This is a genomic window from Streptomyces prunicolor (assembly GCF_045162825.1).
GTDB lineage: Bacteria > Actinomycetota > Actinomycetes > Streptomycetales > Streptomycetaceae > Streptomyces > Streptomyces prunicolor.
In genome coordinates, this window is sequence record NZ_CP108676.1 from 413,058 (window position 1) to 428,831 (window position 15,774).

General features: G+C 70.5%; 12 protein-coding genes and 1 pseudogene. 12 read left to right on the forward strand and 1 reads right to left on the reverse strand.

Translation table 11 applies throughout. From position 1 onward, the window contains the following. Positions 1-423 precede the first annotated feature (423 nt). The 10 genes and pseudogenes from OG588_RS01810 to OG588_RS01855 all read left to right on the forward strand — a co-directional run. Positions 424-1,728, forward strand: coding sequence for an extracellular solute-binding protein (locus OG588_RS01810; protein ID WP_405945722.1), 1,305 nt, complete (start codon positions 424-426; stop codon positions 1,726-1,728). Positions 1,729-1,735: 7 nt separating this feature from the next. After that, complete coding sequence (locus tag OG588_RS01815) at positions 1,736-2,647, forward strand: carbohydrate ABC transporter permease (protein ID WP_405945723.1); 912 nt, start codon at positions 1,736-1,738, stop codon at positions 2,645-2,647. Further along, positions 2,644-3,582, forward strand: coding sequence for a carbohydrate ABC transporter permease (locus OG588_RS01820; RefSeq protein ID WP_405945724.1), 939 nt, complete (start codon positions 2,644-2,646; stop codon positions 3,580-3,582). Before OG588_RS01815 ends, OG588_RS01820 begins: the two co-directional genes overlap by 4 nt. 97 nt (positions 3,583-3,679) lie before the next feature. Further along, positions 3,680-4,810 carry an ROK family transcriptional regulator gene (locus tag OG588_RS01825; RefSeq protein ID WP_366095406.1) on the forward strand — a complete coding sequence of 377 codons (1,131 nt, stop codon included), beginning with the start codon at positions 3,680-3,682 and terminating at the stop codon, positions 4,808-4,810. Between the two features lie 34 nt (positions 4,811-4,844). After that, positions 4,845-6,371, forward strand: coding sequence for a GMC oxidoreductase (locus OG588_RS01830; protein ID WP_405945725.1), 1,527 nt, complete (start codon positions 4,845-4,847; stop codon positions 6,369-6,371). A 48-nt stretch (positions 6,372-6,419) separates the two neighbouring features. Beyond that, positions 6,420-7,031: a nucleoside deaminase gene (locus OG588_RS01835; protein ID WP_405945726.1), complete on the forward strand. Its 612-nt coding sequence runs from the start codon at positions 6,420-6,422 to the stop codon at positions 7,029-7,031. Next, positions 7,028-7,954 (forward strand): sugar phosphate isomerase/epimerase family protein, encoded by a 927-nt coding sequence (locus tag OG588_RS01840; protein WP_405945727.1) that lies wholly within the window; start codon positions 7,028-7,030, stop codon positions 7,952-7,954. The genes OG588_RS01835 and OG588_RS01840 overlap by 4 nt, the downstream gene beginning before the upstream one ends. Before the next feature lie 49 nt (positions 7,955-8,003). Continuing rightward, entirely contained in the window at positions 8,004-9,248 is a 1,245-nt protein-coding gene (locus tag OG588_RS01845; protein WP_405945728.1) for an MFS transporter, read from the forward strand. A gap of 85 nt (positions 9,249-9,333) precedes the next feature. Continuing rightward, a complete protein-coding gene (locus OG588_RS01850; RefSeq protein WP_019056963.1) occupies positions 9,334-9,516 on the forward strand; it encodes an antitoxin in 183 nt (60 codons plus the stop codon). Between the two features lie 154 nt (positions 9,517-9,670). Then, positions 9,671-10,418 (forward strand): annotated as a pseudogene (locus tag OG588_RS01855) (MHYT domain-containing protein); the annotation flags it as partial. A gap of 369 nt (positions 10,419-10,787) precedes the next feature. On the opposite strand, the gene OG588_RS01860 reads toward OG588_RS01855, so the two are convergent. Then, a complete protein-coding gene (locus tag OG588_RS01860) occupies positions 10,788-13,076 on the reverse strand; it encodes a zinc-dependent metalloprotease (protein WP_405945729.1) in 2,289 nt (762 codons plus the stop codon). A gap of 88 nt (positions 13,077-13,164) precedes the next feature. Between OG588_RS01860 and OG588_RS01865 the strand changes: the two genes are divergently transcribed. Beyond that, a complete protein-coding gene (locus OG588_RS01865) occupies positions 13,165-14,670 on the forward strand; it encodes a metallophosphoesterase family protein (RefSeq protein ID WP_405945730.1) in 1,506 nt (501 codons plus the stop codon). 72 nt (positions 14,671-14,742) lie between these two features. Beyond that, the gene (locus tag OG588_RS01870; RefSeq protein WP_398844529.1) at positions 14,743-15,771 is read left to right on the forward strand and encodes an LLM class flavin-dependent oxidoreductase; all 1,029 of its coding nucleotides are present in this window, start codon (positions 14,743-14,745) and stop codon (positions 15,769-15,771) included. Positions 15,772-15,774 lie beyond the last annotated feature (3 nt).

Here is a 15,774-nt window from a genome sequence, read left to right on the forward strand (position 1 = left end):
ACTCCTACTGCGACGACCGCGAACGCGGCCGGTGACAGACCAGACAGCCGGGTCTGCTGTCCGGGAAGAGCCGAGCTGTGCGGGACCGGACGAACTTTGACCAATCCGTGGAGGAATCGTGGGGGTGGCTGCGTGGAGGATGACAGCGTTGACCCGTCCATGTCATCACGGTCAGGGGCACTCAAGGGTTTTCCCTCTGTCAGGGATTTCGCTACAAGTTCCGAAATTATTCGTGACGGCTGAGCCACGCCGGCGAAACAGACCCTTCCTAACGTCGCAGTCAGCCACAGAGGTCCCATCAGCCGCAGGACGGCCGCCGGACCGATAACGCTGCTTTCCCCGAAAATCCCGGAACCCGAATACAGGCGAGGCTCCGGAATTCCCTTCACTGTCCTCAGCGCCCCATGAGACAGGAGCCCCCGAGTGTCCGATCCCTCCCGCCGCGGCGTCCTCAGACTGTCCGCCGGCACCGCCCTGCTCGGCACCCTCGCCCTCGCGGGCTGTGGGCGCGGCGACACCGCGACCGCCACCGCGAAGGCCACCGCCAAGTCGATCGACGACAAACCGGCCACCGGCACCGTGAACGTCTGGGCCGCCCAGGGCGACGCCGACGTGCTCGACAAGGTGATCAAGCCGTTCAAGGCCGCGAACCCGGACGTCACCGTGAAGTTCACGCTGATACCGAACTCCGAGTACTACACGAAACTCCAGGCGGCTATCGCGGCGGGCAAGGGCCCGGACGTGGCCCAGTTCTTCCCCGAGTCGCAGGCCCAGTTCCTCGACCCGTCGATCCTTCGGCCGGTACCGGCCGGACTCGTCGACTCCGGCGCCTTCTTCAAGAGCCTGTGGGACGCCGGTCTGGTCAAGGACGTGGCCTACACCGTGCCCTGGTACGCGTACACGTACGCCCTCGTCTACCGCGCCGACCTCGCCAAGAAGGCGGGCGTCGAGGCACCGACCACGTGGGCCGAAATGGTGCCGTTCTTCAAGGCGTTGAAGGGCGCCGGCGCCGTGCACGGGCTCGGGGCGGACATCGGCTGGGACATCTTCAACGGCCAGGACGTCGCGATGTACGCCTGGCAGGCGGGCGGCAACCTCCTTTCCACGGACGGTAGTTGGACCCTCGACACACCCGCGATGGTCGACGCCCTCAAGTACAACGCGTCGTTCTTCAGCTCGGGTTCGGCCGACACCGCGACCCCCACCTTCCTCGACGCGCAGCCGTACTTCGTGTCCGGGAAGACGGCCACGATGATCACCGGCCCCTGGGTGCTCGGGCAGTTGGACACCGCCGCGAAGCAGACCGGCTGGACGACGGCCCATGTCGCCACGGCACCGCTGCCGGCCGGCTCCTCGGGCAGCGTCTCCTTCTCCGCCGGGGGGACTTGGGGCGTCCTCGCGGACAGCGGTAACACGGACGCGTCGTGGAAGTTCGTCCGCTACGTCTCGAAGCCGAGCACGCAGGTCGCGCAGTACTCGGCGTACGGCTCGCTGCCCGCGGTGATCTCCGCCTGGGACGCTCCGGCGGTCAAGAAGCAGCCGCTCCTCGACGCCTTCCTCACCCAGCTGAAGAACACCAAGGCCTTTCCCCAAGTGGGCAGTTGGCAGCAGGTCGCCACCCGGCTGGGCAAGGAGATGGAGACCGTGGCGAAGGGCACGCAGACCGCGGAGAAGGCCGCCGCGAGCATCCAGGCGTACGCCAAGACCCTCGGCACGGGCGCGGAGTGAGCCGCCGATGACCAGCACGCTCGTCCCGGGAACGCGGCGCCGGGCACGCAACTCCCGTCGTACGGCGGTGGCTTGGCTCTTCCTCGCGCCGTTCGCCGTCGTGTTCCTGCTCTACACCGCGATCCCCACGGTGGCCGCGCTCGGCTTCAGCCTGACCGATCTGCGGGGCTCGGACCTGCGCCATCCGCTCGCGGTCGACTTCACCGGCCTGGACAACTACCTGCGTCTGTTCCAGGATCCGACCTTCCTGCGGGACATCCTGAACACCGGCGTCTTCGTCGCCGTCGGGGTCCCGCTGACCATGGCGATCGGCTTCGCGCTGGCCTTGGCACTGAACTCCGGGATCCGGCGGATGCGTGGCGTGTTCCGTACGGTCTTCTTCGCGCCGGTCGTCACGAACGTCGTCGCGGTCGCCCTGATCTGGCAGTACGCCTTCAACGCGGGCGGCACCGTCAACAAGGCGCTGGGCTACGTCGGTCTCGCCGGGCCGAACTGGCTGGACGATCCGCACCTCGCGATGCCCGTGGTGATCCTGCTCGGCGTCTGGCGCAACTTCGGCACCGCGATGGTCCTGTTCCTCGCCGGGCTCCAGGCCGTACCGGAGGACGTCTACGAGGCCGCCGCGCTCGACGGGGCGGGCAGATGGCGGCAGTTGAGACACATCACCCTGCCGCTGCTGCTGCCCACCACCCTCATGGTGTCGGTGCTGCTGACCGTGTTCTACCTCCAGGTCTTCGACGAGCCCTATCTCCTCACCGACGGCGGCCCGTTGGGGTCGACCGAGTCCGTGTCGCTGTACACCTACCACCAGTTCGGGTCCGGCCAACTGGGCATGTCCTCGGCCGCGTCCTTCGTGATGCTGCTGCTCGTACTGCTGGTGAGTGTCGTCCAGTTCCGACTGCTGAGGCCCCGCACATGACCGCCGTAGCCGCGTCGTTGAACGACGCCGACACCGACACCGACCTGACCGCCACCACCACCGCCGCCTCCGCCGCCTCCGCCGCCTCCGCCGAGGACCGGATCGCCGTACGTCACCGGTCAGTTGGGCGCCCCCTGCTGTACGGCGCGTTGGCGCTGTGCGCGCTGCTCACGCTGCTGCCCTTCTACTGGGTGGTCAGCGGCTCGCTGCGCGGACTCGACGAGATCCGGGCCGACCCAGGCGCATGGGTACCGCAGCACGTCACGCTCGACAACTTCGTGCGGCTGTTCCGGACCGAGGGCTTCGGGCGCTTCCTCACCAACAGCGTCCTGGTCGCCCTCATGGTGGTGATCGGCAACATCGTGGCGGCCTCGGCGGCCGGATACGCCCTCGCCAAGCTGGAGTTCGCGGGCAAGCGGCTCGCGTTCGGCGCGGTGATGGCGGCGATGATGGTGCCGTTCACGACGGTGTTCGTCACGCAGTTCGTGATCACCGTCGACATGGGGCTCGCCGACACTCTTACCGGGATCGCGCTGCCCGGCGTGGCGCTCCCGCTGTCGGTGTTCATCATGCGGCAGTACGCGCAGTCGGTGCCCGACGAGTTGCTGGAGGCGGCGCGCATCGACGGCGCGGGCGAGGTCCGGATCTTCTTCCGGGTCTTCCTGCCGCTGGCCGGTCCGGCGGTCGCGACGATCACGATCATGTCGTTCCTGAACTCGTGGAACAACTTCATCTGGCCGCTCATCGTCGCCCAGAGCACGTCGAGTTACACCCTCCCGGTCGGCCTCGCCGCCACCAGCCAGGCGGCCCAGCACGTCACCGACTACGGCCTGGTGCTCGCCGGCGCGCTCGTCGTGATGCTGCCCGTCCTCGTGCTCTTCCTGTTCCTGCAGCGGTACTTCGTGCAGGGCATCGCCGGATCGGGGATGCGGTGACGTCCATGACGGTGACCGTCCTCGCTCCCGCCACCGGGGTGTTCGATCCCGTCGTACTGGGCAAGTCCGAGGAGGCGGAGGGGTGTTGATGTCGGGGATGAACCAGAGCGCCGTGCGGCGCGTCAACACCTCGGTCGTCCTGCGCGCGCTCGCGGTGTCCGCGGGGCCCACGACACTGACCGCGCTCGCCGAGGGGGCCGGCCTGTCCCGCCGTACCATCGAGCTGATCCTGGACTCGCTCGTCGAGGCGGGCTGGGTCGCCGAGTTGGAGCGGATACCGATCAGCGGCAGTGCCGGGCGACCTGCCCGGCGGTACGAACTGCGCGCGGAGCACGCCCTGTTGGCGGCCGTCTACATCAACACCGCTGACGCCTCGGCGGTGATCTCCGACGTACGCGGCCGGATCGTCGGCCGGGCGCACCGCCCGCTGCGCGCCTACCAGGACCCTCAGGTCACGCTCGACGACGCGGCGACCCTGGTGCGGGAGGCGCTCGACGACGCGGGCGGATCACCGGACCGGCTTCGCGCGGGAGCGGTGGCGGCCGGTGGCGCCATCGACGACGAGGGGGTCGTACGACGCCTGGTGCACACCACACGCTGGGAAGGTGTGCACCTGCCCAAGGAGCTCGAACAGCGCGTCAGCGTCCCGTGGTTCGCGGACAACGACTCCAACCTCGGTGCGCTGGCTGAGCGTTGGCGGGGTGTGGCCGGTGATCACGACAACGTCGTGTGGGCGATCCTCGGCAACCGGACCGGTCTCGGCATCCTGATCCGAGGTGCCGTGCACCGGGGTCTGGACGGCGCGGCGGGCGAGATCGTCGAGGCGCGGTCGATCCCGACCGGCACGATCGCCGACCGCCCGGTGGCCTGGCTGAGTTCACCGGAGGCGGCCCAACGGAAGGTGGCTCGGGAACGCTTCGACGCGGCCCGCACCGGAGACGCCGAAGCGCTCGCCGAGGTCGACGAGTTCGTCGAGAACATCACCTCCATCCTCACCACCCTGTCGTGGACCGTCGCGCCCTCGCTCATCGTGCTCGGCGGCGGTCTGGAGGACGCCGCCGATGTGCTGCTCCCCCGGGTGCGCGAGGCGATGCGCGTCGCCCGTACCCCCGCGATCGAGCTGCGCGCCACCGGCCTGGGCCGCGACGCCGCGCTGATCGGCGCCGTGAAGCTGGCGCTCGACCGCATGGACACCGAGCTGTTCGGCCCACTCGCCCCCAGCTCCTAACTCCCCCCACAGCAACCGTCTTTGGAGTCTCCCTGTGACCGACACCCCGCACACCGACGTCCTCATCGTGGGCAGCGGCATCATGGGTTCCGTGGTGGCCCGGCTGCTGCGGGAGGGCGATCCGGGGCTGGGCATCACGATGGTCGACGGCGGCAGCGCGATCGGCGAGGCGCCCGGGCTGCATCTCCACGACGTCGCCGATCCGGCCCTGTGGTCGCGGTACAACGAGCGGGTCGAATCCGGCATCCAGGGCATGTACACCGGCGCCGAGGTGGTGCGCGAGGTCGCCGGCGGCCTCGCCGGTCTGACACCCGGCATGTTCCACGCGCTGGCCTTCGGCGAGGACGCCGAGGCAATGCCCGCGACCGCGTTCGCGTGGAACGCGGGCGGCATGGGCGTCCACTGGACCGCCGCGACGCCGTGGCCCGCCGGTCCCGAGGTCTTCGACTTCGGCGACCCGGCCCGGTGGGCGGCCGACCTGGACACCGCGCGCCGCGTGCTCGCCGTCTCCCCCTCCCCCATCGGCCCGACCGAGGTCGGCCGGACCGTCCTCGACGTCCTGCGCCGCCGCTACGACGACACCGCACCCGCCGACAGACGCCCGCAGCCGATGCCCATGGCCGTCACGGCGACGGACTCGGGCCCCATGCCGCGCACGGCGCCGGGGACGATCTTCCCGGCGATCGCGGCGGGCGGAGACCCGGCGTTCACCCTGCTGACAGGGACCCTTGCGACCCGGTTGCTCGTCTCGGACGGCCGTGCCACCGGCGCCCGACTGCGCAGCGTCTCCGACGGCACCGAGTCCGCACTCCACGCGGACACCGTGATCGTGTGCGCCGACGCGCTGCGCACCCCGCAACTGCTCTTCGCCTCGGGCATCCGCCCCGAAGCGCTGGGCCGGTATCTCAACGAGCACGCGTTCATCACCGCCCAAGTCCTGCTGGATCTGAACCGGTTCGGCATCGCCCTGGACGACCTGCCGCTCCCCCGCACCGGCGAGTTCAGCACGGACTCGCTGTGGCTGCCGCAGAACGGGCCGGCCCAGCCGTTCCACGGCCAGATCATGAACCGGACGTACGTCGACGAGGACGGGCGTCCCCTCGCCCACGCCGTGGGCCTGGCGCTGCTCGTCCCCGTCGAGTCACGCCCCGAACACCGGCTCGTCTTCTCGGAGTCGGAGACCGACCTCACCGGACTGCCGCGCATCGGCGTCGAGTTCGCCTACTCCGACACCGACCTCGCGCTGATCGACCGGGGACTCGCCGAAGTCCGTTCCCTGGCCGAGGAGTTCGGCCCCTTCGACCCCGCGACCGAGCTCGCCCTGCTCCCACCCGGCTCGTCCCTGCACCTGACCGGCACCGTCCGCTCGGGCACCGCCGACGACGGAAGCAGCGTGTGCGACTCGGACGGCCGGGTGTGGGGCTTCGACAACCTGTACGTCGCCGGTACCGGAGTGATCCCCACCCCGATGGCCGCCAATGTGACTTTGACCGGCGCGGTGACGGCCGTACGGGCCGCGCGAGCCGTGACCACCCGCACCGCGCCGCTCGCCGCGCACTGAATGCAAGCCCAGCCGTGAAGGAAGCCCGACCATGAAGGAAACCCGATCGTGATCGACATCGTGAAGGAATACCGCGTGGCGCTGCCGACGTGGATCGACGACGAGCTGGCCGACGTGCCCGCCGTCATCCCCGGTCGGGAGGACCGGATGCGCCTGGTGCACCGGCTCGCGGACCGCAACTGGCGGGAGGGGAACGGCGGTCCGTTCGCGGCCCTCGTCGCCGAGCGCGACACCGGCCGGATCGTCTCGGTGGGCGTGAACGTCGTTCTCGCCTCCGGAGTCTCCAGCGCACACGCGGAGGTCATGGCGCTCGGCCTGGCCCAAGTGGCCACCGGGGGCTGGGACTTGGGCGCATCCGGCCTTCCGACGCACGAGCTGGTCGTCAACTGGCGCCCCTGCGTGCAGTGTTACGGCGCCACCCTGTGGTCCGGAGTGCGCGGTCTGGTGGTCGCGGGCGAGGGCCCGGAGCTGGAGGAGATCACCACGTTCGACGAGGGCCCGCTCGGCGCGGACTGGGCCGAGCAGTTCGAGGCACGCGGCATCGAGGTCGTAGGAGATGTGCTCCGCGACGAGGCGCTGGCCGTGTTCCGCGACTACCGCAAGGCCGTGGACGAGGCGGACGGCATCGTCGTCTACAACGCGCGCGGAGGTACGGCATGACTCCGCGCTTCGCGACCGATGTCGTCACCTTCTATCACCCGGACTTCTGGGATCTCCCCTCCGCGGACGCCGTACGCGCGTGGGCGCTGGCTCATCCCGAACTCTTCTGGGAGCGGGTGATGGACGCGCTGGACGAGGCAGGCGTCACGGGCATCGAACTCACCTTCGCGCCGGGCGACATCGAGTCGGCGCTACGGGCTTTCGGCAGTGCGCAGGGCTTCCGCCGCGAGCTGGTGTCCCGCGGGCTGGCCGTCGTGAGCGCGTTCGTCGCCGGGGAGGACAGCCCCGACTGGCTGGACACCGGCAACCTGTCAGCGATCGTCGCCGACGCCGAGCGGCGCGCGGCCTTCCTCGTCGACGTGGGGGCCGAACTCCTCGTCGCGGGCCTCCCGATGCGCACGACGTTCGGGACCCGGCCGCCCTTCTTCGTCGACGCCCAGTACATGACCCGCATGGCCGACATCGCCCACGCGGTGGGCGAGGCCGTCTCGCAGCAGGGCGTGCGGCTCGCCTTCCACACCGAGTCCAACAGCACGCTCTGGTACGAGCGCGACATCGACCTGTTCATGTCCTTCACCGATCCGCGCTACGTCTGGCTGTGCCCCGACTCCTGCCACATCGCGCTCGGTGGGGGCGACCCAGTGGCCGTGGCACGCCGTCACGCGCGGCGCGTCGCCCTGGCGCACTGGAAGGACGCGGTCAGGCCGATCGACGTGGAACTCACCATCGACGAGACGGTCTTCGCCCAACAGCAGCCCTACATGGCCGAGTTGGGCTCGGGCATCGTCGACTGGAAGGGTTGGGCCGACGCGATGTCCCGTACGCCCGGCGCCGACACGGTGCTCATCGAGCTGGACGAGGCCGCCGATCCGGTCGCCGCGTTGCTGGCGGGGCGGGCGGTGGCGTCGTCGGTGCTGCCGTGACCGGTGGCACAACTGCGGTGGCGGAACGGTCACTTGATACGATCCGATCATGCCGCGCCTGGTGGATGTTCCTGGGTACGTACGCTTCTGGACCGCCTCAGCGATCTCGTCGTTCGGCTCACAGATCACCGGACTGGCGCTGCAGATCCTCACCGCCGTCACGTTGAGCGCGTCCGCCACGGAGGTGGGTCTGGTCAGCGCGGCCCGCTGGGCGCCGTATCTGCTCTTCGGGCTCGTGGCCGGGGTGCTGGTGGACCGTTGCCGGCGCAGGCCGGTCATGGTGGCCATGGATCTCGGCAGGGCCGTTCTCCTCGGCGCGATCCCGCTGCTGTACGCGCTGGACCGGCTCAGCATCGCCGCACTGTGCGCGTGCGTCTTCGCCTTCGGGCTGCTCTGTCTGTTCTTCGAGGCCGCCAACCACTCCTACGTCCCGCAGCTGGTCCCCAAGGAACTCCTCAACGCGGGCTATGCCCGGCTGGGACAGGCCGACGCGGCGGCCGGGTCTACCGGGCCACTGATCGCCGGAGTGCTGATCAAGCTGGCCGGCGCGCCGCTGGCCGTACTCGTGGACGCCGTGAGCTATCTGCTGTCCGGCCTCCTGCTCACCTCGGTGCGGGCCCACGACCCCGTTCCCGACCGAGGCGCGCGGCGCAGTCTCGTGACCGAACTGCGGGAGGGCGTGGCCTGGGTCTACCGCCATCGGACCTTGGCGTCCATCGCGCTGACCTCGCACCTGATGCTCCTGTTCAACACCGTCGTCAGCACGGTCTTCGTGGTCTTCGCGCTGCGTGAGCTGAGGATCGGGGACTTCGGCCTGGGTGTGACGTACGCCTGCGCGGGCCTCGGTGGAGTGCTCGGCGGCGCGTTCTCCGCCCGTGCGGCGCGGCGGTTCGACGTCGCCGCCGTCCTGATCGCGGGCCGTCTGGTCGCCGCCGCCGGCTGGCTGCCGCTGGTCCTCGCCCAGCGTGGACCGTGGGCCCTGGTCTCGGTGTCGCTGGCCTTCTTCGTGGTCTCCGGCGCCATCTCGCTCGAGAGCCCGGTCGAGATGAGCTACCGGCAGGCGGTCACGCCCGAGCGGCTGCGGGGCCGGATGAACGCCACGATCCGCTCGTTCAACTGGGGAATGGTCGCGATCGGCGCCCCGCTGGGCGGACTCCTCGCCGACCGCGTCGGCTACCGGTTCGCCCTGTGGGTGGGCCTGTCCGGAGCGGTCCTCCAGGCCCTCCTGCTCGCCGTGTCCCGCACCCGGGAGGCCCGCGACACCGACGGGGTCGAGCCTCTCGCACGGGCCTGAGCCCGCGGCCCGTGCCACCGAAATGCGGCCCGCCGGAAGCCGGGGGATGCTGAGAGGGCCAACGCACGTCCGAAGGAGGACAGCCATGTCGTTCATGGACAAGGTCAAGGGAATGCTGGGCCAGCACCCCGACCAGGCCAAGCAAGGCGTGGAACGGGCGGGAGACATGGTCGACAAGCGCACGGGCGGCAAGCACGCCAAGCAGGTCGACATGGCCCAGGACAAGGCCAATGACTTCATCGACCGCGAGAAGCCGCAACAGCCCTGACCGCTTCTGTCCCCGTATCGACCGCGATGCGACCCAAGTGCACCCCGGAAAGCACAGAGTTAATCGACAGCTGATGTGAAAGGGTTGCGCACGCCGGGCCTGATCCATACATACTCCCCCCACAAGAAGCCACAACTCTGGGGGGAGTTGGCTCATGCAAGGCACGATCGACGGGTTCCGGTACGGTGCGGTAACCCCGGTGGCGGCCTATCTGATGGCCTGCCTGGGAGGGGCTCTGGGACTGCGCTGCGTGGTGCGGTCCCTGCACAACAAGCAGTCGTGGAAGGCGGGTTGGCTCGCGCTCGGCGCGACGTCGATCGGCAGCGGTATCTGGACGATGCACTTCATCGCGATGATGGGCTTCCAGGTCGAGGAGACCCGGATCGGCTACGACGTCGGCCTCACGGTGCTGAGTCTGGCCGTGGCGATCGTCGTGGTCGGCATCGGCGTCTTCGCCGTGGGCTACCGCGGCGCGACTCCCGGCACACTCTCCGCGGCCGGCGTCATCACCGGGTTAGGAGTCGCCGCCATGCACTATCTGGGCATGGCGGCCCTGAAGTTGAACGGCGACATCGAGTACCGGACCAGCACGGTCGCGCTCTCCGTGGTGATCGCGATCGTCGCCGCGACGGCGGCCCTGTGGGCGGCCGTCTCCATCCGGGGCTTCCTGGCGAGCCTGGGTGCCAGCCTGGTGATGGGCGTGGCCGTGTCCGGGATGCACTACACGGGCATGGCCGCCGTGAGCGTCCATCTGCACGGCACCGGCGGAGAGTGGACGGGCGACTCGGCCAACTCCATTCTGCTTCCCATGCTGTTGGGGCCGGCCATCTTCCTGCTGCTGGCCGGGGTCGTCGTGATGTTCGACCCGCTGCTGGTGATGGGCGAGGGCGAATGGGACCGCTCCTTCGCCCGCCACCCGGTCGGCCCGGACGCGAGCGCCAAACAGCCCGCCCCACGCCCCGACTCGCTCTTCGACACAGCGGACCGCCCGGCAACCGGCCGACCGGACCGCTACGAGAGCCCGGCCGCCCCACCGGGCAGCCGCCGGAGCCGGAACACCCACAGAAACCCCACCCGACAGGCCCCGTACGGCAGCCCCGTGGTGCCACCTCCGGCGACCGCCCGCAGCGCCCACAACACGCCGGCCAACCCCGCACGCGGCCGCCCGGACCCGTACGGGGCCCCGCAGCGACCCGGGGAATGGTGACCAACAGCGCGCACCACACACCGGGCCGCCCGTCCCCGTAGCACCAAGTCGCCCTACGGCGCGCTCAGTTGGGCGCTCCCGGCGGCACCCTCGGCAGTGGGTCGACCCGCACCGACCCGGCGTCGGCAAGGAACGCCCGGATCAACTCCCCTGCCTCACGCGCCTGTTCGTCGCCCTGGCACCGCAGCTCCGTCCCGAGCCGCCGCACGGCACCGCGCAGTGACATGCGTACCGGCGTGTGGAGTGCCGTCTCGTCGAGCAGGGTCAGCAGCTGGTTCAGGAGGGTCCAGTCCGCCGCGTGCTGCACGGCGGCCCCGCCGGGGAGTTCGGCGGGCACCGGGTCGGTACGGCGCCAGGTGACGGCGAGGAGCGCGTCGACGATGTCGGTGACACCGGGCGCCGCGGGGTCGGCGGCATGCTGCCAGGCCACCCGGTTGAGCCGGGCCGGGTCCAACAGGTGCTCCGTGACCAGCGCGGTGGCGACCCGTGCGGCCTCGAAGGGGTCGAAGATCCGCCCGGCACCCGTGTCGAGGTACTGCTCCGTCCGGTCGTAGCGGATCGCGGGCGGGGTCAGGGTGTCCAACACCGCGCCGGGCAGGACGAGTTGCTCGGCCCGGAGGAGTTCGGCGAGTCGGGTCAGCACCGTGTGCTGGGTGGCCGGGTCGACGGCTTGCGCGCCTCGGCCGTCCTCGCCCGCGAGGCCGTAGGCGTAGCGCACCCCGCCGACCAGCCGGGCCACGGCCGTCACCTCGTGCCGGTGCAGGAGGTGCAACAGGACGGCCCGTTCCTCCAGTTCGCCGGTCTGCCGGTCGGGCGGCAGCACCGCTCGGGAGAATCCGTCCAGCGCGATACGGCGGACCCGCAGCATCGTCTCCAGCGCCTGGAGGGCGTCCGGCCCGGTCACCCAGGTCACGGCGTCGGCGTGGGCGGCGTTCGGGCCCTGGGCGTCCTCGTCGGAAAGGTAGGTCAGACCCGACTCGGCGGCCTCGCGGCGGAGTTGGGCGAGCGCGGAGTCCTCCGCGCCTTCACCGAACCGGCCGTAGGCGTGCGCGACCAGGAAGTGGTCCCACGGCCCGAGTCCCGTGCCGTACGCGGCGGACAGGTCGAGGTCGCCCTCCTCCGTGACCTGGATGCGCGCGTGCGGGTAGTCCATGACGGACGGCTCGGGGTGTCCCGTACTGGCGAAGTTGTGCATGAAGCCGAGGGCGTGGCCGATCTCGTGCGCGGCGAGCTGGCGCAGCCGGGCGAGCACCAACTCCTCGACGGCGGCGAGCCGTTCGGTCTCGTCCGGGCGGCCGTACGGTGCGAGGAGGGCCTCGCCGAGCGCGCGGACCTGTTCGACGCGCTGGGAGCCGAGGCGTACCCGGGCGTGCAGGATCTCGCCGGTTCGCGGGTCGGTCAGGCCCTGGCCGAGGGACCAGCCGCGGCCCGCCCGGTGCACCCAGACCACGCCGTTGACGTCGGGGTCGTACGGGTCGAAGCCGTCGTCGCAGGGCTCGACCCGGTAGGCGTCGGGGAGTCCGATCCCGGCGAAGGCCCGCCGCCACCAGTTGCCGCCCTCCACGATCGCCGAGCGGAAGGGTTCGGGGACGGCCGGGTCGATCCGGAAGACGATCGGGGCGCCGCCGGGTTCCGCGCGGAACCGGGGCTGGAGCTTGACCTGGGTGCTCGACCGGCCGACAAGGCCGTGGTCGGCGTAGCCGATGCCGTAGCCACCCGAGGCGGGGTGGTAGCGCCGCACGGGCAGCGGGGACGCGGGCAGGCGCAGCAGGTTCAGCTGCTGGACGACGGTGAGGGCGCGCGGGTCGGCGGCGACGGCCCGGACCGCCGAACCGCGGCCGGGGCCCCGGAAGGTGAGCAGCGCGGGCAGCCGGACGGCGGTGGGTCCGGTGCGGCTGTCGGCGACGAGCGGGAGGCTGGTGGACGCGTCGATCGTGTAGTCGCCCTGCTCGCGTGCGTACAGGTGCTCGGCGATCCCGTCGTGGTCGGCGAGGACGAGCCCGGTGGCGTCGACGACCGCCGTGCCGTTCTCCTCGCGCAGCACGGGCCCGCTCCACAGCACGGACAGCGCGAACGACTCGTTTCCGGCCCGTACGGCGGCCGCGTCGCCGGAGGTCAGAAAGTGCTTGTTGCGGACGGCGAACAGGACCCGGTCACCGACCCGGCGGAACTCCGCGAGCCAGGTCCGGCCCGCCTTCCCCCGGTCCAGCCAGAGCTCGCTGGAGCCCAGGCCCTGGGAGAGGGAGACGGAGAGGAGGAAGGGTTCGTCGAAGTGACGGATGCCCAACAGCAGCCGGTCCGACCGGAGTTCGGGGTCGGGGATCAGATCGATGAAGTCGGCTTCGCCGGGCATGCGGGGGCCTTTCGGTTGAGCAACGTCGAGTTGATGTTGTCAGGCCCCTGCCTCTCACCCCGCGTTGGCTCGTTGTTACGGTGCACCGGTGTCTGAATCTTCACGCGATACTCCCGAAGGCGCCGGTTGGGGCGCGGCGGAGCGCGGCGCGTATCAGCAGCTCATGCCGTCCCATGTCGAGAAGGTCTCGTGGCTCGACCCGAGGACCCTGTGGACCGCACGCAACGGTGTGTTGGCGTCCTGGTTCGGGGACCCGACGGGCGACACCCGCGGCCGTTGGGTGGCGCAGCGCGCGGAGGCCGGCGCACCCGCCGACAAGGTGATCCGGCGCGACGACCCGGACACCTTCTCCTTCATGGTCATCGGTGACACCGGCGAGGGCGACGATCCCCAATACGCCGTCGTGCCGGGCTTTCTGAAAGCCAGTCAGGAAACGGCCTTCGCGGTCGTCGCCAGTGACGTCATCTATCCCGTAGGCACCGCGGACGACTACGAGACGAAGTTCTTCCGCCCGTACCAGGCCTATCCGGCGCCCATCTACGCGATACCCGGCAACCACGACTGGTACGAGGGCCTCGGCGGCTTCATGCGCGTCTTCTGCGACGACGCGCCCGCGCTGCCCGCACCGAAGGCACCGCGCCCGCTGACGCGCGCCTGGTTGCGCTCGCTGCTGTGGCACCGCCCCCGCCCGTCCGACGGTGAACGCCTGGACAAGGCAAGGGAGTTGCGCTCCTCGCCGGTCCAACAGGCCGTGCAGCCGGGCCCGTACTGGGCGATCGACGCGGGACCGGTGCGCATCATCGGTATCGACACAGGCCTGTTGGGGACGATCGACACCGAACAGGGCGCCTGGCTGCGCGAGGTGGCGAAGGGAACCACGCCGAAGATCCTGATCACCGGCTCCCCCCTGTACGTGGACGGCGAGCACCACCCGTGCGCGATCGAGGGCGGCGGCACGGTCGACGACATCGTCAGCGATCCGGCCCACCACTTCGTGGCCGCGATAGGCGGCGACATCCACAACTACCAACGCTATCCAGTGCGGTTGGCGAACGGCCGCACGCTCCAGTACGTGGTCTCGGGCGGCGGCGGCGCGTTCATGCACGCGACGCACACCGTGCCGCGCGTCGACATCGGACACGTCACCGAGCAGGACTTCCGCTGCTATCCGCTGCGCGGCGACTCCCTCGCCTTCTACAGCAGGCTGTACGGGCGTCGACTGCACCTGCGCCGCTTCTTCACCCTCACCGAGGCCGAGGCGTCGGCCGTGATCTGCGAGCGCCTCGGCATCCCGCCGACCCGCACCCCGGGCCCGCCCGTCCGCATCACCCGCCGCATCCGCCTGGTCGCGAGCCTGCTGGGCGCCGGGAGCCGCCCCGACCGCCGCTCGCGCTTCCGCCTCCCGGTGCGCAAGATCTACACCCAGCTCTTCTCGCCCGGCTCGGTGACGTACAGCCCGCCGTTCTTCAAGTGCTTCCTGCGGCTGGACGTCACCCCGGAGGCGATCCGGCTGCGCTGTTTCGCGGCCACCGGCAACCGCGCCCAGGAGATGGACCCGCCGGTCGAGGACGAGATCACCATCCCGCTGAACTGATCACACGCCCGCAACGTTCGCCTGTCACAATCGGGACAGAACAGAACTGACGTACGACCGCCGGAGGAGCCCGTGCCGCCCACCTCACGCCCGTTGCGGAAGCTGGGCTTCCTCACCATCGGCCTGTTCGACGAGGCCGATCCGCGCCGGGGCCACGAGTCGACGCTGGAGATCATCGAACTGGGCGAGCGCCTCGGCTTCGACAGCGCCTGGCTGCGCCACCGCCACCTCCAGTACGGCATCTCCTCCCCGGTCGCGGTGATGGCGGCGGCCTCGCAGCGCACCAGCCGTATCGAACTCGGCACGGCGGTGATCCCGCTCGGCTGGGAGAACCCGCTGCGGCTGGCGGAGGACCTGGCGACCGTCGACATCCTGTCCGGGGGCCGCATCAACCCGGGCGTGAGTGTCGGCCCGCCGATGCACTTCGACCAGCTCAAGGAGGCGCTGTACCCCGACACGGCCGACGTCGAGGACTTCAGCTACGAGCGGGTGCGGCGGCTCCTGGACTTCGTGCGGGGTGAACCGGCCACCGACTTCAGCGGGGTCGAGGGCTTCGAGGTGTTCTCGGACCGGGTGCAGCCGCACTCCCCCGGTCTGGGACAGCGCCTCTGGTACGGCGGCGGCAGCGCGGGCTCGGCGAAGTGGGCGGGCGAGCACGGGATGAACTTCCTGACGAGCAGTGTCGTCAAGGCCGAAGGGCCGGGCGAGTCAAGGGACTTCGCGGAGATCCAGCTCTCCCACGTCCGTACGTTCCGCGCCCACCACCCCGACGGCGAGGCGGCCCGGGTCTCGCAGGGCCTGGTGGTCATCCCGACCGACTCCGCCTCGCCCGAACAGCGCGCGAAATACGGGGAGTTCGCCCGCAAGCGCACTCCCCGTACGACATCACCGCAGGGCCCGGCCCGGCTGATGTTCGCGCCGGACATCGTCGGCACCTCCGACGAGATCGCCGAACTCCTGCACGCGCACGCCGCGTTCAGGGAGATCGACGAGGTGGCGTTCGCGCTGCCGTTCACCTTCGAGCACGAGGACTACGTACAGATCCTCACTGACATGGCGACGAAGCTGGGGCCGGCGCTCGGGTGGAAGCCCACCGTCTGACCT